This window comes from Pseudomonas sp. R43(2017) (assembly GCF_002112345.1).
GTDB lineage: Bacteria > Pseudomonadota > Gammaproteobacteria > Pseudomonadales > Pseudomonadaceae > Aquipseudomonas > Aquipseudomonas kribbensis.
This window is the reverse complement of record NZ_NEHJ01000008.1, coordinates 16,697-43,035: the sequence shown is the minus strand read 5'-3', so window position 1 is coordinate 43,035 and position 26,339 is coordinate 16,697. Positions and strand designations below refer to the sequence as shown.

The 26,339-nt window shown below is 60.4% G+C and carries 21 protein-coding genes; 8 read left to right on the top strand and 13 right to left on the bottom strand.

Annotated elements, in window-relative coordinates:
• Positions 1 to 338: 338 nt before the first annotated feature.
• Positions 339 to 776 (bottom strand): hypothetical protein, encoded by a 438-nt coding sequence (locus tag CAG02_RS21740; RefSeq protein WP_085713135.1) that lies wholly within the window; start codon positions 774 to 776, stop codon positions 339 to 341.
• Positions 777 to 879: 103 nt separating this feature from the next.
• Here CAG02_RS21740 and CAG02_RS21735 point away from each other — a divergent pair, with 103 nt between their 5' ends.
• The gene (locus CAG02_RS21735) at positions 880 to 1,317 is read left to right on the top strand and encodes a universal stress protein (protein WP_047295289.1); all 438 of its coding nucleotides are present in this window, start codon (positions 880 to 882) and stop codon (positions 1,315 to 1,317) included.
• A 75-nt stretch (positions 1,318 to 1,392) separates the two neighbouring features.
• Here CAG02_RS21735 and CAG02_RS21730 read toward each other — a convergent pair whose 3' ends face one another.
• Positions 1,393 to 3,315: an ATP-binding cassette domain-containing protein gene (locus CAG02_RS21730; protein ID WP_085713134.1), complete on the bottom strand. Its 1,923-nt coding sequence runs from the start codon at positions 3,313 to 3,315 to the stop codon at positions 1,393 to 1,395.
• A gap of 213 nt (positions 3,316 to 3,528) precedes the next feature.
• Between CAG02_RS21730 and CAG02_RS21725 the strand changes: the two genes are divergently transcribed.
• Entirely contained in the window at positions 3,529 to 5,457 is a 1,929-nt protein-coding gene (locus CAG02_RS21725; protein WP_085713133.1) for a transglycosylase SLT domain-containing protein, read from the top strand.
• Between the two features lie 93 nt (positions 5,458 to 5,550).
• On the opposite strand, the gene CAG02_RS21720 is transcribed toward CAG02_RS21725, so the two are convergent.
• Complete coding sequence (locus CAG02_RS21720) at positions 5,551 to 7,344, bottom strand: ABC transporter transmembrane domain-containing protein (protein WP_085713132.1); 1,794 nt, start codon at positions 7,342 to 7,344, stop codon at positions 5,551 to 5,553.
• 259 nt (positions 7,345 to 7,603) lie between these two features.
• On the opposite strand from CAG02_RS21720, the gene CAG02_RS21715 reads away from it, so the two are divergent.
• Positions 7,604 to 7,783, top strand: a complete 180-nt coding sequence (locus CAG02_RS21715) for a PA1571 family protein (RefSeq protein WP_065260694.1) — start codon at positions 7,604 to 7,606, stop codon at positions 7,781 to 7,783.
• Positions 7,784 to 7,841: 58 nt separating this feature from the next.
• Here the strand turns inward: CAG02_RS21715 and pdxB are convergent, their stop codons facing one another.
• Entirely contained in the window at positions 7,842 to 8,984 is a 1,143-nt protein-coding gene (pdxB, locus tag CAG02_RS21710; protein WP_085713131.1) for a 4-phosphoerythronate dehydrogenase PdxB, read from the bottom strand.
• A 159-nt stretch (positions 8,985 to 9,143) separates the two neighbouring features.
• On the opposite strand from pdxB, the gene CAG02_RS21705 reads away from it, so the two are divergent.
• Positions 9,144 to 10,553 (top strand): MATE family efflux transporter, encoded by a 1,410-nt coding sequence (locus CAG02_RS21705; RefSeq protein WP_085713130.1) that lies wholly within the window; start codon positions 9,144 to 9,146, stop codon positions 10,551 to 10,553.
• 50 nt (positions 10,554 to 10,603) lie between these two features.
• On the opposite strand, the gene tusA is transcribed toward CAG02_RS21705, so the two are convergent.
• Positions 10,604 to 10,855, bottom strand: a complete 252-nt coding sequence (tusA, locus tag CAG02_RS21700; RefSeq protein ID WP_085713129.1) for a sulfurtransferase TusA — start codon at positions 10,853 to 10,855, stop codon at positions 10,604 to 10,606.
• 65 nt (positions 10,856 to 10,920) lie between these two features.
• Complete coding sequence (gene rlmM, locus CAG02_RS21695; protein WP_085713128.1) at positions 10,921 to 11,994, bottom strand: 23S rRNA (cytidine(2498)-2'-O)-methyltransferase RlmM; 1,074 nt, start codon at positions 11,992 to 11,994, stop codon at positions 10,921 to 10,923.
• A gap of 221 nt (positions 11,995 to 12,215) precedes the next feature.
• Between rlmM and acnA the strand changes: the two genes are divergently transcribed.
• Positions 12,216 to 14,957: an aconitate hydratase AcnA gene (gene acnA, locus CAG02_RS21690; protein ID WP_085713127.1), complete on the top strand. Its 2,742-nt coding sequence runs from the start codon at positions 12,216 to 12,218 to the stop codon at positions 14,955 to 14,957.
• A 280-nt stretch (positions 14,958 to 15,237) separates the two neighbouring features.
• Here the strand turns inward: acnA and CAG02_RS21685 are convergent, their stop codons facing one another.
• Both CAG02_RS21685 and CAG02_RS21680 read right to left on the bottom strand, forming a co-directional pair.
• Entirely contained in the window at positions 15,238 to 16,062 is an 825-nt protein-coding gene (locus tag CAG02_RS21685) for an aminoglycoside phosphotransferase family protein (RefSeq protein WP_085713186.1), read from the bottom strand.
• Positions 16,055 to 16,543, bottom strand: coding sequence for an SRPBCC family protein (locus CAG02_RS21680; protein WP_085713126.1), 489 nt, complete (start codon positions 16,541 to 16,543; stop codon positions 16,055 to 16,057). The genes CAG02_RS21685 and CAG02_RS21680 overlap by 8 nt, the downstream gene beginning before the upstream one ends.
• A gap of 134 nt (positions 16,544 to 16,677) precedes the next feature.
• Here CAG02_RS21680 and CAG02_RS21675 point away from each other — a divergent pair, with 134 nt between their 5' ends.
• Positions 16,678 to 17,082, top strand: a complete 405-nt coding sequence (locus tag CAG02_RS21675; RefSeq protein ID WP_085713125.1) for a lysozyme inhibitor LprI family protein — start codon at positions 16,678 to 16,680, stop codon at positions 17,080 to 17,082.
• Between the two features lie 122 nt (positions 17,083 to 17,204).
• Here the strand turns inward: CAG02_RS21675 and peaD are convergent, their stop codons facing one another.
• From peaD to peaA, 4 genes are all read right to left on the bottom strand, one after another.
• Entirely contained in the window at positions 17,205 to 18,323 is a 1,119-nt protein-coding gene (peaD, locus tag CAG02_RS21670) for a quinohemoprotein amine dehydrogenase subunit beta (RefSeq protein WP_085713124.1), read from the bottom strand.
• A 23-nt stretch (positions 18,324 to 18,346) separates the two neighbouring features.
• Positions 18,347 to 18,670, bottom strand: coding sequence for a quinohemoprotein amine dehydrogenase subunit gamma (qhpC, locus tag CAG02_RS21665; RefSeq protein ID WP_008016081.1), 324 nt, complete (start codon positions 18,668 to 18,670; stop codon positions 18,347 to 18,349).
• A 1-nt stretch (position 18,671) separates the two neighbouring features.
• Positions 18,672 to 20,102 (bottom strand): quinohemoprotein amine dehydrogenase maturation protein, encoded by a 1,431-nt coding sequence (gene peaB, locus CAG02_RS21660; protein WP_085713123.1) that lies wholly within the window; start codon positions 20,100 to 20,102, stop codon positions 18,672 to 18,674.
• A gap of 95 nt (positions 20,103 to 20,197) precedes the next feature.
• Complete coding sequence (gene peaA / locus CAG02_RS21655) at positions 20,198 to 21,778, bottom strand: quinohemoprotein amine dehydrogenase subunit alpha (RefSeq protein ID WP_085713122.1); 1,581 nt, start codon at positions 21,776 to 21,778, stop codon at positions 20,198 to 20,200.
• A 371-nt stretch (positions 21,779 to 22,149) separates the two neighbouring features.
• On the opposite strand from peaA, the gene CAG02_RS21650 reads away from it, so the two are divergent.
• Entirely contained in the window at positions 22,150 to 24,084 is a 1,935-nt protein-coding gene (locus tag CAG02_RS21650; protein ID WP_085713121.1) for an amidohydrolase, read from the top strand.
• Positions 24,085 to 24,133: 49 nt separating this feature from the next.
• On the opposite strand, the gene CAG02_RS21645 is transcribed toward CAG02_RS21650, so the two are convergent.
• The gene (locus tag CAG02_RS21645) at positions 24,134 to 24,550 is read right to left on the bottom strand and encodes a hypothetical protein (RefSeq protein WP_134827587.1); all 417 of its coding nucleotides are present in this window, start codon (positions 24,548 to 24,550) and stop codon (positions 24,134 to 24,136) included.
• Between the two features lie 297 nt (positions 24,551 to 24,847).
• Here CAG02_RS21645 and CAG02_RS21640 point away from each other — a divergent pair, with 297 nt between their 5' ends.
• Complete coding sequence (locus CAG02_RS21640) at positions 24,848 to 26,338, top strand: aldehyde dehydrogenase (protein ID WP_085713119.1); 1,491 nt, start codon at positions 24,848 to 24,850, stop codon at positions 26,336 to 26,338.
• Position 26,339: the final 1 nt, after the last annotated feature.

Genomic DNA, 26,339 nt, shown 5'->3' with positions numbered 1-26,339 from the left:
TTTCCGACAATTGTCAATCGCCCTAAATACGGGTTGAAATGCGACTTTGCGGTCATTTCTGTAAGACGCAGCCCGTCCACACATGCTTGCATGTCAGGGCATTCATAAGATTAATAGTTAGAAAAGTCGCCCTAATTCACCGCAAGCCTTGTTTAACAGGCTACGCTGGCTGGACTACGAAGGAAAACAGGTGCACGTTTGCTGACCGGATCACTCCGGCCCAACGCCAAAAAGAATTTCCGGCCTGCCTGGCCAACCCCGCCCGATGAATCATGTCGGGCTTTTTATTGCTCGTCTGCCAGACGTTTCGCACCGTTGCAGCGCGAAACGTCCGTGAGTCATGCCAGTGCTTTCAGCGTGGCATCAATGTCCAGCAGAACCGAAGCGTCACCCTTCTCGCCCCAATAGAGCGCGATCATCTGTTTGTCGGCTTCGACCTTGAAAACGTTGCCCGGCAATTTTTCGAAATGATTCAGCAGCAGCGGCTCTTCACAGACTTCCTGCCACTGATTGACCCATACGCCCGGGGATTTCTGCCAATACGTCCAGCACGCTGGCTGCTTGCCGCGCCGTGGCCGATGGTATTGCGCACACGGGTTTGGCGGCTCCTGAGACAGCCAGTGCGGCCACTCCTGGGGCGCCAGCTGCATGGCCAGCCCGATGCGCCGGGCCTCCGTGCGCAAGGCTATCCGGCCACTCTGTGCACGGGACGGACGCAACCACGCCAGGGGGCTCAACACCACCAGCAGGATTGACACCACCAGCCAGACCGTCATATGTGTACTCCCGTTTTGTCATGAGCCCATTGCGTCACTTTGGAACCAATGCGCTTGAAACCAGCCATACTTAACAATATTGATCCCTCACGAGGAGCACCTCATGCCCTACCACCATATCCTGGTCGCCGTAGATCTGACCGAAGAGTGCGACCCTGTGATCCACCGCGCCCGAGAGCTGTCGGTGAGCAATGGCGCCAAGCTGTCGCTGGTGCATATCGTCGAACCGATGGCCATGGCCTTCGGGGGTGACGTGCCGATGGATCTGTCACAACTGCAACAACAGCAGTTCGATCAAGCCAAGGAACGCCTCGAGCGCCTGAAGCACAAATACACCGAACTGGAAGGCTCAAACTGCCACCTGACCTACGGCCAGCCGCGCCAGGAAATCCACCACTTCGCCAAGGATCAGGAATGCGACCTGATCGTGGTCGGCAGCCATGGCCGGCATGGTCTGGCGCTGCTATTGGGCTCGACCGCCAACGACGTGCTGCACGGCGCACCTTGCGATGTGCTCGCGGTGCATCTGGTCAAACGCTGACCTCAGGCACTTGTGAAAAGTTAAAAAGCCCGGCGCCCATCTCTGGACGCCGGGCTTTTTCATGCCTGGAAACAATCAGGCATCCAGCTCGGCCCAACGCTCCACCAGCGCATCCAGCTCAGCCTGCAATTGCTCCAGCGAAGCAATCACCTTGGCCGTTTCGGCCGGCGGACGCTGGTAGAAACCGGCTTCAGCCATTTCAGCCTCCACAGCGGCGATCTGCTGCTCTTTGGCGTCGATGTCGCCCGGCAACGCTTCCAGCTCGCGCTGAAGCTTGTAGCTAAGCTTCTTCTTCGCTGCCGGGGCCGCAGCAACCGGTGCGGCCACCGGAGCCGGTTCGGCAGTGACCACCGCCGAATTCAGGTCGGCCTTGCCGGATTTGCTTTCGGTCACGCCCAGCAGACGCGGCGAACCGCCCTGACGGATCCAGTCCTGATAACCGCCGACGTACTCGCGAACCTTGCCTTCACCTTCGAAGACCAGGGTGCTGGTAACCACGTTATCGAGGAATGCCCGGTCGTGGCTGACCATCAGCACGGTGCCGTTGAAGGTCAGCAGCACTTCCTCGAGCAGCTCGAGGGTTTCCACATCGAGGTCGTTGGTCGGTTCGTCGAGCACCAACAGGTTTGCTGGTTTGCTGAACAGTTTGGCCAGCAGCAGACGTGCGCGCTCGCCACCGGACAACGCTTTCACCGGCGTGCGGGCACGCTGCGGGCTGAACAGGAAGTCGCCGAGATAGCTCAGCACGTGGCGGCTCTGGCCATTGATATCGATGAAATCGCGACCTTCGGCGACGTTGTCGACCACGGTCTTTTCCAGATCCAGCTGATGGCGCAACTGGTCGAAGTAGGCCACGTCGATCTTGGTGCCCTCTTCCACTTTGCCGCTGGTCGGCTGCAGACCGCTGAGCATCAGTTTCAGCAGGGTGGTCTTGCCGGTACCGTTGGCGCCGAGCAGGCCGATACGATCGCCGCGCTGCAGCACCATGGAGAAATCGCGGATCAGGAACGGACCGCCCGGGTGCGCGAAACTCACGTTATCCAGCACCATCACCTGCTTGCCGGACTTCTCCGCTGTTTCCAGCTGGATGTTGGCCTTGCCGGTGCGCTCACGACGCTCGCTGCGCTCGACACGCAGGGCCTTCAGCGCACGCACGCGGCCTTCGTTACGGGTGCGACGGGCCTTGATCCCCTGACGAATCCACACTTCTTCCTGAGCCAGACGCTTGTCGAACAGCGCGTTAGCGGTTTCTTCAGCGGCCAGTTCGGCTTCTTTGTGGACCAGGAAACTGGCGTAGTCGCCATTCCAGTCGATCAGGCCGCCGCGATCCAGTTCGAGGATGCGGGTGGCCAGGTTTTGCAGGAAGGAACGGTCGTGCGTGATGAACAGCACGGCGCCCTGGAAATCCTTCAGCGCTTCTTCGAGCCAGGCAATCGCACCGATATCCAGGTGGTTGGTCGGTTCGTCGAGCAGCAGCAGATCCGGCTCGGACACCAGCGCCTGGGCCAGCAGCACGCGACGACGCCAGCCGCCGGACAACTCGGCGAGGGTCTTGTCGGCCGGCAGTTGCAGGCGACTCAGGGTGCTGTCGACCAGGGTCTGCAAGCGCCAGCCGTCACGGGCTTCGAGATCGTGCTGGACGTGCATCAGCTTTTCCAGATCAGCGTCGGTGACGATGTTCTGGCTCAGGTGATGGTATTCGGCAAGCAGCGCACCCACACCGTCGAGGCCTTCGGCCACCACGTCGAAAACGGTCCGCTCGTCGGCCACCGGCAGTTCCTGTGGCAATTCACCGATTTTCAGACCGGGGGCACGCCACACGGCGCCGTCGTCAGGCTTCTGGTCGCCCTTGACCAGTTTCATCATGCTGGATTTGCCAGTGCCGTTGCGGCCGATGATGCACACCCGCTCACCACGGGCGATCTGCCAGGACACCTTGTCCAACAACGGCATCGCGCCGAATGCAAGGGACACATCGCTGAATTTGAGCAGGGTCATGAGCTTCTCCAAAAACCGGGCGCGCATTCTACCTGAATCGAGGGCCGAACAGGCCGGCAATTTCGCCGCTGACGTACTCTGCACAACATTTGTTGCGAACTTGTGCCACAAGGCCCGCAAAGCTTTCGCCGTCTGCTGGCAAAAGGCTAAGCTACAGACAATTCAGTGCCGCCCACGCTGGCACTTGTCATGATTTCTCTGCCCGGATGTCTCATGCGCAGTCGCCTTCTCAGTGTTTTGTCCTGTTTGCTACTCACCGCCGCTGCTGCTCAATCCGCCCAGGCGGTGGACCTGTCCACCCAGCGCCAGTATTACGATGAGGCCAAGCGCGCCCTGGCCAAGGGCGACACCGGCCCGTATTTCCGTTACAGCCAGGCGCTCGCCGATTATCCGCTGGAGCCGTACCTGGCCTACGACGAGCTGACCGCCCGCCTGAAGACTGCCAGCAACGCGGAAATCGAAAAATTCCTCGCCGAACACGGCGACCTGCCCCAGGCCAACTGGATGAAGCTGCGCTGGTTGCGCTGGCTCGCCGACCGTGGCGACTGGGCGACCTTCGTCAAGTATTACGATCCGAAGCTCAACTTCACCGAACTGGACTGCCTGAACGCGCAGTACCAGATCAGCAGCGGCCACAAGGCCGAGGGTTACGCCAATGCCGACAAACTGTGGCTGACCGGCAAATCGCAACCCGCCGCGTGTGACGCGCTGTTCGGCATCTGGGCTGCCGATGGCCAGTTGACCGAGCAAAAACGCTGGGAGCGCACCAAACTCGCCGCCCAGGCGCGTAACTATCCGTTGGCCAACAGCCTGGTCAACGGCCTGACCACCCTTGCCCCGCGCGGGCGTCTGCTGGTGGATGTGGCGCAGAAACCGGAACTGCTCAACCAGCCATCGCGCTTCACCCCGGCCGACGAACCGATGTCGGACATCGTCAGCCTCGGCCTGCGCCGTCTGGCCCGTCAGGATCCGGACAAGGCCATGGATCTGCTCGACGGCTACGCCAGCAGCATGCATTTCTCGCGAGATGAAAAAGTCGCCATCGCCCGGGAAATCGGCCTGACCCTGGCCCGTCGCTTCGACAGCCGCGCGCTGGATGTGATGACCAAATATGACCCGGAACTGCGCGACAACACCGTGTCCGAATGGCGCCTGCGCCTGCTGCTGCGCCTGGCGCGCTGGGACGACGCCTATCAGTTGACCCGCCGCCTGCCGCAGGATCTGGCCACCACCAACCGCTGGCGTTACTGGCAGGCCCGCAGCCTGGAACTGGCGCAACCGCAGAACCCTGAAGCGCAGACGCTGTACAAGAGCCTCGCACGGGAGCGGGATTTCTACGGTTTCCTGGCCGCCGATCGCTCGCAACTGCCCTATTCGCTGGTCAACAAACCGCTGGTACTCAGCCAGGCCACCATCAACAAGGTGCGCAACACCCCCGGCGTGCGCCGTGCGCTGGAGTTCCACGCCCGTGGGCAGATCGTCGACGGGCGTCGCGAGTGGTACCACGTCAGCCGTCACTTCAACCGCGACGAGATGGTCGCCCAGGCCAAACTGGCTTACGACCTGAAATGGTATTTCCCGGCAATCCGCACCATCAGCCAGGCGCAATACTGGGACGACCTGGACATCCGCTTCCCGATGGCCCACCGCGACACCCTCGTGCGTGAAGCCAAGGTTCGTGGCCTGCACTCGAGCTGGGTGTTCGCCATCACTCGTCAGGAAAGCGCCTTCATGGACGACGCCCGCTCCGGCGTCGGCGCCAGCGGCCTGATGCAACTGATGCCCGGCACCGCCAAGGAAACCGCGCGCAAATTCAGCATTCCGCTGGCCTCGCCGCAGCAGGTGCTCGATCCGGACAAGAACATCCAGCTCGGCGCCGCCTACCTGAGCCAGGTACACAGCCAGTTCAACGGCAACCGTGTGCTCGCCTCCGCCGCCTACAACGCCGGCCCTGGCCGCGTGCGCCAGTGGCTGCGCGGTGCCGACCACCTGAGCTTTGACGTGTGGGTGGAAAGCATCCCGTTCGACGAAACCCGCCAGTACGTGCAGAACGTGCTGTCCTATTCGGTGATCTACGGCCAGAAACTCAACTCGCCGCAACCGCTGGTGGACTGGCATGAGCGGTATTTTGACGATCAGTGATCGTGCAAGGATCGACGTAAACAAAAATGCCCGCATCGAGAGATGCGGGCATTTTTTATGACGCTCTACTGGGTCGGTTACTAGGTCGCTTACTTAGTCGGTTACTGGGTCGGTCGAAGCCAGATGCCCATCACTGAACTGCAACGCCGCCAACCGCGCATACAACGGATTGCTGGCGATCAGCTCCTGATGCGTGCCGATCGCAACCAGCTTGCCCTGATCCATCACTGCGATCCGGTCGGCGTTTTTCACCGTAGCCAAGCGGTGGGCGATCACCAGCGTGGTGCGGTTTTGCATCAGGCTGGGCAGGGCTTGCTGGATCAGGTGTTCGCTCTGGGCATCGAGGGCGCTGGTGGCTTCGTCCAGCAGCAGGATCGGCGCGTCGACCAGCAATGCCCGGGCAATGGCCAGACGTTGGCGTTGGCCGCCTGACAGGCCGAGACCACCGTCGCCCAGGTGGGTCTGGTAGCCGTCGGGCATTTGCTCGATGAAGTCGTGGGCATGGGCGATTTTCGCGGCTTCCTGCACCTGCTCCAGCGTGGCGTTCGGGCAACCGTAGCGGATGTTTTCTTCGACACTGCCGAAGAACAGCGCCGGAGTCTGCGAAACCAGTGCAAAACAGCGGCGCAGGTCCAGGGGATCAAGACTCGTCAGCGGCACGCCATCGATCAGGATTTGCCCTTCGCGCGGATCGTAAAAGCGCAGCAGCAGGTCATACACCGTGGACTTGCCCGCACCTGACGGACCTACAAGCGCGAGGGTTTCGCCCGCGTTGACTGTCAGGCTCAAACCATTGACCGCAAGGCTTTCGGGCCGTGAGGGATAGGAAAAACTTACATCCCGCAATTCCAGCTCGCCTTTGATCCGCTCCGGCAAGGTTACCAGCCCGGCATTCGGCGGCTGGATGATGTTCTCGGAACGCAGCAGTTCGGCAATGCGCTCGGCAGCACCGGCAGCACGCTGCAGTTCGCCGATCACTTCGCTCAACGTGCCAAACGCACTACCGACGATCAGGCTGTAGAACACGAACGCCGCCAGCTCACCGGCAGAAATACGCCCGGCAATCACATCCATGCCGCCAACCCACAACATTACCGCGACGGCGCCGAGCACCAGCACGATCACCAGTGTAATCAGCCAAGCCCGCTGGAAAATCCGTTTGCGTGCGGTCTCGAACGCCTGCTCGACGGTGCCGGCGAAGCGTTGTTCGTCCTGGACCTGATGGTTATAGGCCTGAACGGTCTTGATCTGGCCAAGGGTTTCCGAGACATAGCTGCCAATGTCGGCGATCCGGTCCTGACTCAATCGCGAAAGATTACGCACACGTCGCCCGAAAATCAGGATCGGCGCAATCACCAGCGGCAGCGCAATCACCACGATACTGGTGAGCTTGGCATTGGTGATGAACAGCAGCACGACGCCGCCAATGACCATCAGCAGATTGCGCAGGAACAGCGACAGCGACGAACCGATCACCGATTGCAGCAATGTCGTGTCAGCCGTCAGGCGCGACTGGATTTCCGAGCTGCGATTGTCTTCGTAGAACCCGGGATGCAGGTAAACCAGATGATTGAACACCTGCCGACGGATGTCGGCCACTACCCGTTCGCCGATCCATGACACCAGATAGAACCGGGCAAAGGTGCCGATCGCGAGCCCAAACACCAACAGCATGAACAGACCAATGGACTGGTTGAGCAGGTGCGGCGACTGGGTCATGAAACCCTGATCGACCAGCAGCTTGATGCCCTGCCCCATCGACAAGGTGATGCCGGCGGTAACGATCAATGCGAGCAGTGCGCCGAAGGCCTGCCAGCGATAAGGAGCGAGAAAATGACTGGTCAGGCGCAGGGCCCGTCGGTGGCGCGAGGAAAGCATCGAGATCATCAAGGTTCACATCGTGTGCTGATTAATGGGGTCAGCCTACACACTCAAATGGGGTAGAGCCCTGCAAATCACAATGAGTAACGTTAAATATGACCGGCAAGACTACCCCCTAGATGCTATCGGTCTAATGTCCGGGTTGAGACGAACGGTCAATTCTGCTTGAGTGAAGATACCGTTCCGGAAAGATCGAAGGGAGTTGTCACAGCCTGGTCACCTGACGGTTTTATTGTGCTTACACAACCTGATGAGGAGACAGGCCATGTCCTTGCAACACAGCAGCGACGACAAGATTCAAGTGATCCGCACCAAGCCCGGCCAACCTCTGGGTTGCTCGATTATCGATAAGGATGGGCGCGAAGTGCCAATCACTGAAGACATGATCCAGAACGCTTGCCGCGAACTGGAGAAGCGATTGGTCAAGCCTGCCGAACAAAAGTGATGTAGCCACCGTCTTCCTGACCCGGCCCCTGCAGGCCGGGTTTTTTTCTGCCCGCGGTTTATACGGCCACAGCGCCCAGCGCCGTCACGATCTGCCGCAGGGCGGGTGAATCCCCCTCGATTCTTACTTTCAGCCCTTCGATTTCGCGGCGTACCGGATACTGCTTGCGCAACACATCGAACGCCGCACGTTGCTCGCCAACGCTACCCAGCAAGGTGCGACGAAAATCCGCATCGTCCCGGCGCGGGTCGTACACGCCACGGCACAACATCGCCAGGGCCCAGGCCGGATCGCTGTCGGCATGCAGGGAAACTTCCGACAACCACGGTGCCGGCAACAGATCGCCTAGCTGAATGCTGGCCGGTTGGCCGACGAAATCGCAGTAAGCCTGATAGATCTGCGCCGTGCCGCGTTGCTTGCCATCGAGGCTGTAACCGGCGATATGCGGGGTCGCCAGTACACAGAGTTCGGCCAAGGCGACATCGACTTCCGGCTCGGCTTCCCACACATCGAGCACCGCTTGCAGGTCTTCACGCTCCAGCAGCACTTCGCGCAACGCGGCGTTATCCACCACCGGACCACGGGCGGCATTGATCAGCCACGCGCCGGGCTTGAGTTGCTGCAAACGTTGCTCGTCGAACAAGTGCCAGGTTGCGCCTTCACAACTGCGGGTCAGCGGGGTGTGCAGACTGATCACGTCGCACTGCTGGATGATCTGCTCCAGGCTGACATAGTCGCCGCCCTCGGCCGCCTGACGCGGCGGATCGCAGACTTTCACGTTCCAGCCCAGCCCTTTCAGCACCTTGATCAAGCGACCGCCGACTTCACCGGCGCCGATCACGCCGTAGGTGCGCTCACTCAAATCGACACCTTCGATTTCAGCCAGGGTCATCAGGCTGCCCAGCACATAATCCACCACACCACGCGCATTGCAGCCCGGCGCGCTGGACCAGGTGATGCCGGCCTCGTTGAAGTATTCGAGATCCAGATGATCGGTCCCGATGGTGCAGGTACCGACAAAACGCACCTGGCTGCCTTCGAGCAACGCGCGGTTGACGTTGGTCACCGAGCGCACCAGCAACACGTCGGCCTGTTCGACCGTGGCCCGGTCAATGGAACGGCCCGGCACCCGGCGGATCTCGCCGAAACCGGCAAAAAAGGCATCGAGCAACGGGATATTTTCGTCGGCAACAATCAGCATGGCAGGGCTCCTTGGGCGGATCGGCAGTGTAGGCGCTGGGACTGCGATGAGCCAGCCGGCTGTTGATTACAAATCCGCAACAGAGGATTTTTCCTGACCATAACGTCAGCGGCGTAGAATGCCCGGCCTTGCGCATCAACCCCTGTGGACGCTTTGCCTGTGAACTCCGTAACCGAACGCCCTGACGCCGTTTCCCTCAACCGCCCTGCCCGGGTTCGCCTGGAGCTGAAGAATCTGCTCGGCCTGGCCCTGCCGATCATGATCGCCCAACTGGCAACCACCGCCATGGGCTTCGTCGATGCGGTGATGGCCGGGCGCGTCGGGCCAAAGGATCTGGCGGCCGTGGCGCTGGGCAACTCGATCTGGGTGCCGGTGTTTCTGCTGATGACCGGCACCCTGCTGGCCACCACGCCGAAAGTCGCCCAGCGCTTCGGCGCCGGTACCCACAGCGAGATCGGCCCGATCGTGCGCCAGGCCTTGTGGCTGGCGCTGGTGGTCGGACTGATGGCGACCGCCCTGCTGTTCAGTGCAGAACCGATCCTGCACCTGATGAAAGTCGATCCGGAGCTGATCGGCCCGTGCATGCAGTACCTGCACGGCATCGCCAGCGGTCTGCCGGCGGTGGCGTTCTACCATGTGCTGCGCTGCACCAGTGACGGTCTCGGCCGCACCCGGCCGGCGATGGTGCTGGGCCTCTGTGGTCTGGCGCTGAACATTCCGTTGAACTACGTGTTCATTTACGGCCACTTCGGTGTGCCGGCCATGGGCGGCGTCGGTTGCGGCTGGGCCACGGCGATCGTGATGTGGGTCATGGCGCTGGGCCTGGCCGGTTACGAACGCTGGGCGCCAGCCTACAAGTCGAGCGAACTGTTCAGCCGTTTCGACTGGCCGCAATGGGCGGTGATCAAGCGTCTGCTGGCCATTGGTCTGCCGATTGGCATCGCGGTGTTTGCCGAGTCGAGTATTTTCGCGGTGATCGCGCTGCTGATCGGCAGCCTCGGCGCCACGGTGGTGGCCGGGCACCAGATCGCGCTGAACGTCAGCTCGCTGGTGTTCATGATTCCGTATTCGCTGGGCATGGCCGTGACCGTGCGTGTCGGCCAGGCCCTGGGCCGTGAAGAACCTCGCGAAGCGCGTTTTGCGGCAGGTGTCGGCATGGGTACTGCGCTGGCCTACGCCTGTCTGTCGGCAAGCATGATGTTGCTGATGCGCGAACACATCGCGGCGATCTACACCTCCGATCCGATGGTGATTCACATCGCAGCGATGCTGATTGTGTATTCGGCGCTGTTCCAGTTCTCCGACGCGATCCAGGTCACCGCCGCTGGCGCCCTGCGCGGTTATCAGGACACGCGGGTAACAATGATCCTTACCCTGTTCGCCTACTGGGGCATCGGCCTGCCGGTGGGTTACGCCCTCGGCCTGACCGACTGGTTCGGCGAGCCACGCGGCCCGAGCGGCTTGTGGGAAGGTCTGATCGTCGGCCTGAGCTGTGCGGCGCTGATGCTGTCGATCCGCCTGACGCGCAGTGCGCGCAAACGCATTCGCATCAGCCGCTCGATGGGCTGACCGGCCATAAAAAAAGACCTGCAACTGCAGGTCTTTTTTTTGCCTTCCGATCAACCGGACCTCTTGCGAATCCAGTACAGATAGGTCCCGGCCTCTTCGTGTTGCCCCACCAGTTCATGGTCGAGAAACACGCAGAACTTGGGGATGTCGCGACGGGTCGACGGGTCGGTGGCGATCACCTTGAGCAGGCCGCCGGGCACCAGGTCACGGATGCGCTGGTGCAGCATCATCACCGGCTCCGGGCAATTGAGGCCCGTGGCGTCGAGGGTGCCGTCGACCGGCGTATTGATCATTTCACTCATGATTCACTCCTGAAACTGGCCGGCATTGTCGCCCAATGCCGGGTGTTCGGTCACCTGTCGCGCGCTCAGCGGGCTTTGGCTTTCTTCACGTCATGACGGCGCAAATGGCAGGTCACTTCCTCGCGGTCGTGATACAGCTGCTTGCAGCCGATGTCGACCTTGATTCCCCGGGCCTTGAAACCATCGGCGATACGCTCGAGCAGGCGCTTCACTTCGGCATATCGCTGCTTCATCGGCAACTTGAGGTTGACCACCGCTTCCCGGCAATGCCCCTCGCCGATCCACTCTTCGAGCATCGCGGCGTTGCGCGCCGGCTTCTCGACGATGTCGCAGACCATCCAGTCCACTGGCTGTTTGGGCTTGAAGGTGAAACCGTCAGCCATCAAGTGCTGTACCAGACCGGTGTCCATCAGGCTTTCGGCCATCGGGCCGTTGTCGATGGCCGTCACCAGCATGCCGCGATTGACCAGTTGCCAGGTCCAGCCCCCCGGCGCCGCGCCGAGGTCGACGCCGGTCATGTCGCTGTGCAGACGCTCGTCCCACTGATCCCGGGGGATGAAGTGGTGCCAGGCTTCTTCCAGCTTCAACGTGGAACGGCTTGGCGCCTCACGCGGGAACTTCAAACGCGGAATGCCCATCGGCCACATCGCCGAGTTACCGGCATCGGCCAGACCGAGGAACACCTCACGGCCGCTCTTGAAGGTCAGCAACAGGCGCGGCTTGCCGGCGTCATCCACCAGTTTGCCGGCACCGGTCAGCGCCTTGCGCAGCGGGCCTTCGAACTTCTTGCAGAAATTCGACAGTTCCTTGCCGTCGTTGGTGTCGACGACTTCCAGCCACAAGCTGCCGCAGACCGGGAATTCGGCCATGTGCGCGAGGATCACGCTGATGCGGTCGGTTTCCGGCAGATCGATGAAAACCCCGCGAGCCCATTGGCGCGGGAAGATCAGCTCGGCGAAACGCTGGCCACGCATCAGGCGCTCGGCGCCGTCTTCTTCGGTGCAGACGAACTCGGCGCAAGCGGTCGCCGGTTTGGCCTTGGCGTAGCCGGCCACGTTCAGTTGGGCGGCGAGGTCGGAAATCTCCGAGCAGACTTCGCCTTCGAAGCCCGGCCGGCAATGCATGAATAGGGTGTTCATTCTTACTCCTGGGCAGAGGGCGGTCATTCATCCCCTGCGCGATGTCCAGGCTTGCGTCAAAGCAAAGCCTGTCACGAAAACCGGCGCATGATAGCCGATGTCGGAACCTTGGACTTGCCCATAGAGTCCAGTTATTAGCCAGCTACTGAAAACAGGGCTACGTTGATAGCTCTGCCCGTCCCCTCAGTCCGTAGCCGTGCGGACTCAAAGGAGTGATCGTAATGCCGTCCCTCGATAGTCTGAAATCCCTTAAAACCCTGAAAGTCGACGACAAGACTTACCACTATTTCAGCTTGCCGGATGCCGCCAAGACCTTGGGCGATCTCGACAAGCTGCCCATGTCGCTGAAAGTCCTGCTGGAAAACCTGCTGCGCTGGGAAGATGAAAAAACTGTCACCGGCGCCGACCTCAAGGCGATTGCCGCGTGGCTCAAGGAGCGTCGCTCCGACCGGGAAATCCAGTACCGCCCTGCCCGCGTGCTGATGCAGGACTTTACCGGCGTACCGGCCGTGGTCGATCTGGCCGCGATGCGCGCCGCAATGGCCAAGGCCGGCGGCGATCCGCAGCGAATCAACCCGCTTTCACCGGTGGATCTGGTAATCGACCACTCGGTGATGGTCGACAAGTTCGCCAGCGCCAGCGCATTCGAACAGAACGTCGACATCGAAATGCAGCGCAACGGCGAACGCTACGCCTTCCTGCGCTGGGGCCAGAGCGCCTTCGACAACTTCAGCGTGGTGCCGCCGGGCACCGGGATCTGCCACCAGGTCAACCTCGAATACCTCGGACGCACGGTGTGGACCAAGGACGAAGACGGCCGCACCTATGCCTTCCCCGACACGCTGGTCGGCACCGACTCCCACACCACCATGATCAACGGCCTCGGCGTACTCGGCTGGGGCGTAGGCGGAATCGAGGCGGAAGCAGCGATGCTCGGGCAACCGGTGTCGATGCTGATTCCTGAGGTGATCGGTTTCAAACTCACCGGCAAGCTCAAGGAAGGCATCACCGCCACCGACCTCGTGCTGACCGTGACCCAGATGCTGCGCAAGAAAGGCGTGGTCGGCAAATTCGTCGAGTTCTACGGTGACGGCCTCGCCGACCTGCCGCTGGCCGACCGTGCGACCATCGCCAACATGGCCCCGGAATATGGCGCGACCTGCGGCTTCTTCCCGGTCGATGACGTGACTCTCGAATACCTGCGCCTGTCCGGTCGCCCCACCGAAGTGGTGAAACTGGTCGAGGCCTACACCAAGGCCCAGGGCCTGTGGCGCCTGCCCGGTCAGGAACCGGTGTTCACCGACAACCTGGCGCTGGACATGGGCAGCGTCGAAGCCAGCCTCGCCGGGCCGAAACGCCCGCAGGATCGCGTCTCGCTGCCGAATGTCGGCCAGGCGTTCAGCGACTTCCTCGACTTGCAATTCAAACCCACCAGCAAGGAAGAAGGACGTCTGGAAAGCGAGGGCGGCGGCGGTGTCGCGGTGGGCAATGCCGATCTGGTCGGCGAAACCGATTACGAGTACGACGGCCACACCTACCGCCTGAAAAACGGTGCCGTAGTGATTGCCGCGATCACGTCCTGCACCAACACCTCCAACCCCAGCGTGATGATGGCCGCCGGTTTGCTGGCGAAAAAAGCCGTGGAGAAAGGCCTGACCCGTAAACCGTGGGTGAAGAGCTCACTGGCACCGGGCTCCAAAGTCGTCACTGACTATTACAAGGCTGCCGGACTGACGCAGTACCTCGATCAACTCGGGTTTTCGTTGGTGGGCTATGGCTGCACCACTTGCATCGGCAACTCCGGGCCGCTGCCGGAACCCATCGAAAAAGCCATTCAGAAAGCCGACCTGACCGTGGCTTCAGTACTGTCCGGTAACCGCAACTTCGAAGGCCGGGTGCATCCGCTGGTGAAAACCAACTGGCTGGCCTCACCACCACTGGTGGTCGCCTACGCCCTGGCCGGCACAGTGCGCACGGACATCAGCAGCGAACCGCTGGGTGAAGACAAGCAAGGCAAACCGGTCTACCTGCGCGATATCTGGCCGAGCAGCAAGGAAATCGCCGACGCGGTGAATCAGGTCAACACGGCGATGTTCCACAAGGAATATGCCGAGGTGTTTGCCGGTGACGAACAGTGGCAAGCCATCGAAGTGCCGCAAGCTGCCACCTATGTCTGGCAGGACGATTCGACCTACATCCAGCACCCGCCGTTTTTCGATGACATTGCCGGGCCTTTGCCGGTGATCACCGACGTGAAAGGTGCGCGGGTACTGGCGTTGCTGGGCGATTCGGTGACCACTGACCACATCTCCCCCGCCGGCAACATCAAGGCTGACAGTCCGGCCGGGCGTTATCTACGGGAAAAAGGTGTGGAACCGCGGGACTTCAACTCCTACGGCTCGCGCCGGGGCAACCACGAAGTGATGATGCGCGGCACATTCGCCAACATCCGTATCCGCAATGAAATGCTCGGCGGGGAAGAAGGTGGTAACACGATCTACATTCCGACCGGCGAAAAACTGGCGATCTACGACGCGGCCATGCGCTATCAGGCCTCGGGCACGCCGCTGGTGGTGATTGCCGGGCAAGAATACGGCACCGGTTCCAGCCGCGACTGGGCCGCCAAGGGCACTAACCTGCTGGGCGTGAAAGCGGTAATCGCCGAAAGCTTCGAGCGGATCCACCGTTCCAACCTGGTGGGCATGGGTGTGCTGCCGCTGCAGTTCAAGCTCGATCAGAACCGCAAGAGCCTGAACCTCACCGGCAAGGAAACCCTGGAGATTCAGGGTTTGACCGGTGTCGAGCTGACGCCACGCATGAACCTGACCCTGGTGATCACCCGGGAAGACGGACGTCAGGAGAAGATCGAAGTGCTGTGCCGCATCGATACCTTGAACGAAGTGGAGTACTTCAAGTCCGGCGGGATCCTGCATTACGTATTGCGGCAGTTGATCGCCTCGTAAGACCTGCAGATGCAGAAACACCGCCAATCGGCGGTGTTTCTGTTTAGGGGCGACACTTTTCTGCAGGCGAAAAAAAACCCGCCGAAGCGGGTTTTTCCCAAGACCATTATCGACTCCCTGTCGGCAGCGATCCTTGCATATGGTCGATCATCCATGATCCTGAAACACTCCCTGTGCTTCAGTTGATGAGGCTAGATTACGCTGTGGATCCAATCGGCAATAGTCGAAAAAGCTACCAGCGCGTGTAAGACATTCGCCATAGCACCCCTTCCGAAAACCCTTAGACGTGTCGGGCATTGAGTGCAACAGCCGCCAGATCCGCGACTTTCAGCTGTCCGGCGGCGGATTTCTGCTCGTCATCCTCCATGAACCATGCGGCAGACAGTCCGGCAAACGCCAGTACCCATTGCAGAAGGCGCTTTCGCTCAAGTCCCGCCGTTTCACAGATCACATCGACCTGCCGTTGAAAGCGTTCAGGATCGGCAGCAGTCGGCAGTTCCGGATTGCAGATCAGGTTAGCGTAGTCATAACCACGCTCGCCCCGCACCCGTTTCGGGTCAATGGCCAGCCAGCCACGCGGGCCGAAATCAAGGACGTTGTCGTGATGCATGTCGCCGTGCAGAACCACGACATCCCGGGGCGCGGCGAGCAAGGTTTCAGCCATTTGCAGGCAAACAGAATATTGGCCGCCGTATCGGGCCGAAGCGACTCGCAACGACGTAAACCACGGCGCCAGCTCCACCAATGTTGGTGGTTTCGTAGGGCGCGGTGCATGCAACCGCGTCAAAGCCTGGCACATGATCCGGGTGGCCTCGTCATCCTCGCCATTGAGTGCCATGTGCATCAACGAACGCCGGCCCATGGCCCGCTCCAGCAACAGGCCTTCCTCGTGATGAGCGAGCACCCGGGCGGCGCCATCGCCATCCCACCAGGTCATCAGCAAGTTGCCGTACTTTTCCTCGTCGTCCACCGCGACTTTCAGCATCGCCGGTACGTCGCCCTGACGCACCGGCAACAGCTTGCTGCCCGGCGTGATGATCGGAACGCCGTCGGGCACCAGTGCCCAACGCTTCAACCACGGATCAAACCACTCGTTATCAGCCACCTTCACGCTCGCGTGCCCTGTCGGTTTCGGCCAGAAAGTGTTCGAGCCTGCTCAACTGCTCTTCCCAGCCACGGCTGTCCATGTAATACGCCTCTTTCTGACGCACATCGGGAATATGCGCGAAACCGGACTCGGAAACCTTCAGCAGCGTGCCGTTCTCATAGTCCTGCAGCTCGAATTTGACCAGTGTGGTCGGTTCCTGGGAGTAGTCGATTTTCGGGTTCACCGCATACGGGTGCCAGCGAAAGGAAAACAACTGCTGGGGCTCGACCCGCTCCACCAGCACGTTCCAGAGCACATGTTCATAACCGGGGTACGTAACCTGCCCCTGGGTCCACTCGCCGGCGATAAACCGCCGGCCTTCCAGAGCCACGCCAAACCACTGGCCAAACGCCTCGGCATCGACCAGCGCACGCCAGACATGGGAGCGCGGCGAGCGGAGCATGATTTTACGTTCAAAGCTGTTGGGTACTGGTTTCATACGTCACCTCCTGTTTTGAACAGTAGGCTTGTATGACCACATGTCCAATGCGAAGTTGTATCAAACGACTGATCGAAATCATCCTTCACCTGTCTACACTGCACATTTCTTCACCGCAAACAGCGAGAACCCCCATGTCCCCACGCCTGCTCCTGGCCCTGACGCCTTTTCTTTTCACTTCCGTTGCCCACGCTGCCGTGGACTGCGCCAATGCCAGCGATCAGGCGACGATGAATCAGTGTGCCGGACAGGAATACAAGGCGGCCGATAAGGAACTGAATGCGGTGTACCAGCAGATCACCGCGCGTCTGAAGGACAACGCCGAAGGCAAGAAACTATTGGTCAGTGCACAACGAGCGTGGATCGGGTTTCGGGATGCCGAGTGCAACTTTTCGGCGTCCGGGGTGGCAGGCGGGAGTGTTTATCCGTTGATTTACAGCAACTGCCTGACATCGGTGACCAAGGTGCGTACCGAGGCCCTGAAGCAGTATCTGAAGTGTGAAGAAGGTGATTTGAGTTGCCCGGTGCCCGGGGCCTGATTTTTCAGGGTCTTTGAAGGCCTCATCGCTGGCAAGCCAGCTCCCACAGGGGCTGTGTGCAGTTCACAAATCCCCTGTGGGAGCGAGCCTGCTCGCGATGGCGTCATCCCTGACGCCACTCATCAACGCACAAATATCTGCGCCGTAGTAATCGCCATATCCCCACCCGGCAACTTGATGCTGCCGGTCTGTTTCATGGTCTCGGCATCGAAGATCGCCACGTCGTTGAACGTCCCGGCCAGGTAGATCTTGCTGCCATCCTTGTTGAACGAAATGCAGTAGTAGGAATGGTCCAGCGTGGCCGCCTGGATCAGCTTCTTCTGCTTGATGTCGTACTTGGCCAGACGGTTGAGCACGCCGAACATCAGGTTCGGATCCTTCGGCGAGCGCATGCCGCTGAAGTAGATTTCGGTCAGCGGGCCGAAGTCGGTGGTTTCGGTCTTGCCGGTTTTCAGGTCGACGCTGAACAAGCCGTACAGGTATTCAGCGGTGGCCGGATCCTGTTTCTTGTCCTTGAACTTGGCGGCGGTGTACAGCAGCGAGAAATCGTGGCGGTAAGTCTGCTGGTTCCACACGTAGAGCACGTCCGGCGCGCTGTAGTTCGGGCGCTTCCAGTGACGGCTGGGGATCAGCACGTCGAACTTGCCGCTCCTCACATCGACCTTGTACACATCGGCGCCAGCCACATACAACGTACCGTCATCGCCGCTCTGCATGATCGTCAACTGTCGTGGCGCCGGGAAGCTGCGCACCGGTTTGGCGTTCATTCCGGCGTCGGTGGCGTAGACGTCCAGACGTGGCTGCTTGACCTCGTAATGGTCGTTGAGCATCAGCGTCGGGTTGGCGATGGTGTACAGCTCCTTGCCATCGTGGCTGACGGTGAATGCGAACATCGACCGTGCCTTCTCGCCCGGCTGCTGGGTGATGCTGGCATGGAACACCTGCTTGCAGCTGTCCAGCTCGACACCGTAAACGTCGGCGTAATGGTTGTTCAGCACATAGGCGGTCTTGCGATCCGGCGACAGCTGCACGGTGCCGGGGCCAAAGGCATCGGGCATCTTGCAGGTCTTGTACAAGCTGTCGGTCGACAGGTCGATGACGTGCAGGTTGTTCGGATAATTGGTGGTCAACATGTACTCGTGACCGTCTTGCAGCGCGGTGTTTTCATCGGCCAGAACCGGGAGCGAACAGGCGCTCAGAACCGCGAGTGCGGCAAGGCCGCAGGCTTTGAAGTTGTGCATGCCGGAATCCTTCTTCTTATGGATCACTTGTCTTTCGGGAAGACAGTGCCGAGGTTGCGCCAGTTGTCGTTGGACGCCTGGGCATCCTTGTTCCAGTCCGGGTAGGTACTCATCATGTCCGGCACCTGGGCCGGCCACCAGCACGGGTCGGAGCAGCCATACAGGTCCGCTTCCATCGGCTGGCACAGCGACGACACGCCGCCGAACGCATCGATTTCCCAGCCCGGATCGGTGGTCGAGGCACAGCCGGCGACGGAGCTCATCGCCACCACTTCTTCGATGCGGTTCTCGTCCGCGGCCTGATCCAGCTTCAACGCTTTGTTATTGATTGCCTTGAGATGTTTCATATCAGTGAGCCTTGCGCGGAGTGATGTAGCTGCTGATGAACGCAGGGTTGGCGGCCATGATCCGGGTGTAGACCTCGATGCCGAAGTCGACCCAGTCACGCATCAGTTCGCAGTAGTGATACGTCGGGTGGGCCGGGTCGCCGTAGCGGGCGTAGCTCTCGTGATAGCAGCCGCCGGAGCACAGGTTGCGGATCTGACAGTCATGACAACCGGTGTTGGTGCGATCCAGGCGCTGGGACAGGAAGTCGTTCAACTCGACCTGTTTAACGCCGCTGTGGACGTTGCCGAAAGTCGGCAGCGACGAGCCGGTGAAGCGATGGCACAGGTTCAATTCGCCCTTGTGATCAACCGCCAGCATCTTCAGCCCGGCACCGCACGGCAGGGCCTTTTTGTGGCCTTCATGAATATCGGTGATCAACTGATGCAGGTTGGAGAACCCGATGTTGCGGTGCTCCAGCGCCGCGTCCAGATAACGCCGACCGAGGCGTTTCATGCTGGCGAAGACTTCGATCAATTCGTCGTTGGTCAGGTTGAAACTGCTGATATCGCCAGACGTCACCGGAGCAAATCCGACTTCGGCAAACCCCAACTCGTTGAACAAGTGATCCCAGATGGTTTCAACGTCCGTGACGCCGGTGGTCAGGGTCACCCGTGCGCCGACCGGACGGCTGTTGTAGCGCGACAGCAGCATTTCGGCCTTGCGCCGCACCACGTCATAGGTGCCCTGCCCGCCCACGGTGATGCGGTTGCGGTCGTGCACGGTTTTCGGCCCGTCGATGCTCACTGACAAACCGAAGCGGTGGGCATTCAGGTAGTCCACGGTTTCTTCGGTAAGTAGCGTGGCGTTGGTGGTCATCACGAACTCGACGAACTTGCCGGCCTCGGCAAAACGCTTCTCACAGTAATCGACCATGTACTCGATCAGCTTGCGATTGCTCAGCGGCTCGCCGCCGAAAAACACCACGGTGAAGCGCTCTTCGTCGGGGGATTCACGCAGCAGCATTTCCACTGACGCGATGGCGGTTTCGACGTCCATTTTCTTGCCGGCGGACGGCTTGTCGAGGTCTTCCTTGTAGCAGTAGGTGCAGCTCAGGTTGCAGCCGGTGTTGACGTTGAGTACCACAGTGTTGATCGCGGTGCGCTCGACGCGTTTGACCGCGATGTCCGGGGTCAGCGGCGAGCCGTCGCTGACCAGTTCCAGTGAGATCAGCTCACGCAGGGTCTCGTTGATTTCCTCACCGTTGAACCGCGCACCGAGGCGCTGGATCAGGTCTTCCGAGGAGCAGCCAGGGCCACGCAACGCATCGATGATGGTGCCGGTCAGTTCATCGCTGACAAACAGCGAACTGCTGGGAATATGGAACAGCATGCGGTCGGCGTCGACGTGCACTTCGTGCAGATTACGTTCGACCAGATTCAAGATAGCGCCCATTGCAAACCTCCTGTGCAAGCCCCGCCTGGCGGGACTTGCGGTCATTCCGAAAAGTGTCTGAATCGCTGTCGCTCAGCTCAACTCACGTTTCAACATCAGGGAATGGGTGGATTGTTCCAGCGTTGCACGGTGACGATCAGGTGACCTTCGCCGGTCAGGGATTTTCCTGCGTCGTCGACGGCGGCGATCACCTTGAGGTTGCCGGCATTGTTGGTGGACATCTTGCGTGCCGGATTCGGCCCGGCATCGCCCGGGGTGAACACGCCCGCGTCAGCCTGCATGGTGCCGGCGAACTTGACGTCTTCGTCCTCTTTGGCGCGCTCGTCGAAGGCTTCGACTTTCCATTGCGCCGGGAACACGCCGATGCGATACGGCTTGCCGTCGGCGCCCTTGCCCCAGGCTTCGGCGTCGAAACGGCCCTGGACTTTCGGCGTCGAACCGCCACCCTCGCCGATCCGCGCCACCGAGAATTCCGGCACCACTTTGACCGAGGCAATCGTGCTGTACACCGACAGGCTCGGGCCTTTCAGGCTGCCGACGCTGACGGCGCGCAGGCCCGGTTGGGCATTGGTGGCGGCTTTGACCTTGACCTTGATCCGCTCGGCGTTCTGCTCGACCACTTCGACTACATCCACGCCTTTGCCGAAATTCGGCTTGCCGCTCAGACCGCTACCGATCAGCGTCACTTCGGTTTCGCTACCGACCTTCACGTAACCCGGCTGCACCGCCAGCAAGCGCTGCGAACCCTGTTTGGCGGCGACAAAGTCCAGGCCGCGCTCATCGTGCTCGGCCTCGAACATCCGGCCTTGCATGGCGTTGCCTTGTGCGGCGAACACCTGGCGCATGGTCACGCCATCGACAGTCACGTTGCCGCGCCATTCGTAGCCGCTGTAGAGGATCGCACTGCCATCGCCGTTGAACGGGCTGCCATCGGCATACTGACCTTTGACGGCAACCTTGAAGGTGTCGCTGCCATCGGCGGTGACGCTCATGATGCCGGCCAGTTCGCCCTTGCCCGGCAAGTGGCCGCTGAAACTCCAGTCGCCGACCAAGGCTTCGGCTTTCGGCGCGGTTTTGAGCCAGGCCTGCCATGCCGGGTTGTCCAGCGGATAACGCTTGGCCAGCAGCGGGACCATTTCCTTGCGGGCGATATCGAACCAGTCGCGATCCCGGGCCAGCGCCTGATACTCCAGCGACGGCCACTGGCCGAGGTGGAAGTTCACCAGGCGCTCCCATTCCTGAGCCGGACGCCGTTGCAGGGCGATCCGCGCTCCGGAGTGGCAACGGCCGCACATCTGCGCGGTTTTCTCGTCGAACTGCTCGACGGTGTTCAACCGGCGCTCCAGTGCATAACGCACGCCATCGGTTTCGCTCGGCGCCAGACCCTGGGTGTCGGCGAGGTATTTGACCAGCGTGCGACGGTCATCATCGCTGATCTGCAAACCGTGCATGGTCTGCATGCGGGCAATGCTCATCAGCCAGCCTTCCGGGGTCTTGCGCTGGTGGCTGATGCGGCTCAACTGGTCGCCGGCTTCAGGGGTGTGACAGCCCTGGCAGGTTTCCTTGAGGATGGTCTGGGCGTCACGGGCTGCCAGGCTGTGGGGCGAATGCAGGGCCACGCATGCGGCCACGGCCAGCAGGCTGGCGCTCATGCCTGATCGGAGTTTTCTCTTCATCAACGTCGAACCTCGCACGGTGCTTTCTTATTTTTGTGGCTTATCGTTTTTATGGTTTCTGCCGTTCGCGGCGATGCACGGACGGAGGCAAGCGAAACGTCTGAGGTGAGCAATACACGGAGCGTGCCAGCTTGCCGATAAGCTTTTCAATCAAGCAGTTACGCGCTCATCACGGTGTCGCGCCAATCTTTGCGTGGCCTCCCGGCGTCCAATTTCGCGACAGCTGTTGCAGTCTGAGACAAGCACAGTCGCAGGGCCAAAAGCCCGGTTGCCGACGACTGACCGTCCGATATCAAAGTGCCTGCTACGCTTGCTGTTCGCACACTCCGTGCATCACGCCTCTAACCACCGAAAACCTGAGGAGTGGAATCATGGGATCACATGGACAGGGTCAAGGCTGCACCCATTGCGGCTGTGAAAACCCGGTATGGAATACGCTCAGACACAACGTCGACCTTAAAGCCTTCGCAGGCAAGGTCGCCGGGCTGCTACCGGAACCCGGCAGCGAATCGTTGATCTTCACCGGCGGCACCATCTACCCCCTGATAAACGGCAACATGGATGAGCAGGTGGAAGCGCTGGGCATCCATGGCGGCGACGTGGTTGCGTCGGGCACCCTCGCCCATGTGCAGGAGCGCATGAAGGCCAAGGGCATCAAGTACAAGATTCAATCGCTGGAGAACAGAACCCTGCTGCCGGGGCTGGTCGAACCGCACGCTCATATCGTGCAGTCGTGCGTCATGAGCAACTGGCGGGACCTGGGGCCGATCGACGACTTCACGCAACAACTGCGCCCCCTCTACAACTGGGACTACTTGGTGAGGCTCATCAAGGATGACCTGCCCAAAGACAACAAGACCTGGATTCTCGGGCACATGGTCGATCCGGCCCTGATGCCACTGATCGTCGACAAGAACGGGCAAAAACAACTGACCCGCTTCTATTGCGACGCCAGTTTCGACCCGGCTCAGGACAACATCGGCAATCTGGACAGCATCGTCAGCAAAAGTCCGTTGCTGATGATGAGCGCCTCCATGCACACCGTTTACCTGAACACCGCCGCGACCAACGCCGTGTATGACCACCAGTGCAAAAAGGATCCGGACTTCAAGAAGCAATACCCGACTGCCCAGGCGTTTGTGAACGCCACGCAAGGCGTCCTGCAGGAAGAGGCCGGGGTCATGCTCGCCATCAGCGCGATTCCGCTCATACAGGCGCTCGATGTGGTGAACATCTTCAAGTACATGAAGAAGTACTTCGACAACGCGTCCAGCCGGGGCATCACGCTGCTGTACGACGCCATGGTGGATCCGGTATCCAAGGTGATTCTGGAAGCCTATGGCCTGACACATCCGCGTAATCTGCGCGTCGGGTATGCAGCGGCGTGTAATGGTGTGGACTTCAGCAAGATCGAAAAATACAAACCGGTGACCAAAGAAGCCGCACGACTTTTTTATCAAGGGTCCGTCAAGCTGATCTCCGATGGCTCGAATCAGGGCCTGACCGGCTACCAATCCCGGAAATACTGCTGCGATGCCACCTCCCCATATGGCAACTTCAACTTCGTCGACGCCGATGACAAAGAGCCAAAAACGCTGCCCGACACCTACGGAAAAACATTGAAGCAAGCCGTGAAAACCGGCTGGCCACTGATGATCCATGCCAACGGAGACCGGGCCATCGCGTTCACCTTGCAGGCTTACAAGGAGGCATTGAACGGCCAGAGCGGCCTGGAAAAACGCCATCGCATCGAACACTGCTCAATGCTGAGCAATGACACTCTCGACCAAATGAAGGATCTGGGCATCTCTCCCAGCTTCCTGATCGGTCACGTCGGTTATTGGGGGTATGCGTTCGAACAGGCGATTTTCGAGGAACGGGCCAGCGAAATGCTCGACCTGTGCCAGGACGCCCTGGACAGAGACCTGCGCATCTCGTTGCACAGCGATTGCACCGTCACCCCGCTGGGGCCATTGCGCTCAATGGAACAGGCGGTGACCCGTAAGATGGAAGGCATACGCGACAAGAACGGTACGTTTGTCAAAGACGCAGCCCGACAACCCGTACTCAACGAAGGGCAATGCCTGACCCGCCAGCAAGCGCTGAAAGCCATCACCTATGACGCTGCGTGGCAGTGCCATGCCGATGCCTTTACCGGTTCATTGCAGGACGGGCATTTCGCCGACTTCGTGATTCTCAAGGATAATCCCCTCGACGAAAAATACCCGGCCAGCGAAATCCGTAAAATCGTCGTCTGCGAAACCTGGAAAGGTGGGCACAAGGTCTACGACAACCCTGACGCCTGACCGATGATCGCTCGACCCTGCGGTAAACAGGCCGCAGGGTCGAGTTCCATTACTGAGCAGCCGTCTCCGGGACAGGCTTGTCAACCCGCTGTCCCGTTTCGATATCGCGGACTTCGAAATCCCACCGACCGTATCCGGTCTTTCCATCAAGCCCATAGGTACGGCCCGCTGCAAGTTCCACGGTTCTTTCCACCGTCCCGGTGTAGCTCTGCTGGGAAAGTTCTCTGCGTACCTCGATGCGATGGATGCCCGGGCCGATGAAGTACTGGGACTGCCGGCTCAACCAGAACCAGGTGCCTTCACCATCGACCCTGACGATCGTTAACGCCGGGTTGATCTGATTGATCGTGGCGATATCCGAAACAGGCTTGCCCTCTGCACTTTCATGGGTGAAGTGGATGCATCCCGACAGCGTCAACCCCGCCAGTAAAAGCGCCGCAGAACGTAAAATGTTGCCAACTCGCATCAATGCCCCCACAGGCCAATCAATAAAGCGGCATTAAATACGCTATCCCTTGGCGAAATACCACTTTGCCATCATTGATTGAAGTCCTGATGCTGCTTTCAGCCAGCGCCTCAGCCGCTGCAAATCAGTGTCTTGAGTCTCAGCCGCTGTCGCGAATTGCGACAACCTGCAACTCCACCACGCCCCTCTTCCCCCCTCCATCCCCTTGCACGGCGGGCCTGCACAGTACGTTCGAATATCTGGCACAGCCATTGCCAAGACCTGTTCAACGACAACGAACAACAAGAGGTCTTCACCATGCCCCTGCCCTATCTGCTCCCTGCCACCTCGGCCTTCATCCAGCGCCCGCCGCGCATGCTGATCGGCGGCGACTGGGTCGAAGCCGCCGACGGCCAGACCATGCCACTGCACAATCCGGCCACCGGCGAAGTGCTGTGTGTGGTGCCTCGCGCCACGCCGGAAGATGTCGACCGTGCGGTACTCGCCGCTCGTCAGGCTTTCGATGATTCTGCCTGGAGCCGCACCCGTCCGCGTGAACGGCAAAACCTGTTGTGGAAACTCGCAGACCTGATGCAGCGCGACGCTGAACTGCTGGCGCAACTGGAATGCCTGAACAACGGCAAGAGCGCGGCGGTGGCGCAGGTGATGGACGTGCAACTGGCCATCGATTTCCTGCGTTACATGGCTGGCTGGGCCACCAAGATCGAAGGTTCCAGTGTCGACGTTTCGCTGCCGTTGTTGCCCGGCGATCAGTTCCACAGTTTCATCCGCCGCGAAGCCGTGGGCGTGGTCGGCGCCATCGTTGCCTGGAATTTTCCGCTGCTGCTGGCCTGCTGGAAACTCGGCCCGGCGCTGGCCACCGGTTGCACCGTGGTGCTCAAACCGGCCGACGAAACCCCGCTGACTGCGCTGAAACTGGCAGAGCTGGTACTGGAGGCAGGTTATCCGGAAGGCGTGTTCAACGTAGTCACCGGCACCGGCATCACGGCCGGTTCCGCCCTGACCCATAATCCGCTGGTCGACAAGCTGACCTTCACCGGCTCCACCGCCGTCGGCAAGCAGATCGGCAAGATCGCCATGGACTCCATGACCCGCGTCACCCTGGAACTGGGCGGCAAGTCACCGACCATCGTCATGGCCGACGCCGACCTGAAAACCGCTGCGGCGGGTGCGGCCAGTGCGATTTTCTTCAACCAGGGTCAGGTCTGCTGCGCGGGCTCCAGGCTGTATGTGCAGCGCAAGCATTTCGACAACGTGGTGGCCGACATCAGCGACATCGCCAATGCCATGAAACTCGGCAACGGCCTCGACCCGACCATCGATATGGGCCCGCTGATTTCCGCGCGCCAGCAGGAGCGGGTCTACAACTACATCGAAATGGGTCGGGAGAGCGGCGCGACCATCGCCTGCGGCGGCGAGCAGTTCGGACCGGGGTTCTTCGTCAAGCCGACGGTGATTGTCGATGTCGATCAAAAAAACTCGCTGGTGCAGGAAGAGATCTTCGGCCCGGTGCTGGTGGCGATTCCATTCGATGACGAAGCCGATGCGTTGCGCATGGCCAATGACAGCCCTTACGGCCTGGGCGCCAGCATCTGGTCGAACGACCTGGCGGCGGTGCACCGGATGATTCCGCGAATCAAGTCGGGATCGGTGTGGGTCAACTGCCACAGTGCGCTGGACCCGGCGCTGCCGTTTGGTGGTTACAAGATGTCCGGCGTCGGGCGCGAGATGGGGTATGCGGCGATTGAGCATTACACCGAGTTGAAGTCGGTGTTGATCAAGTTGTAAT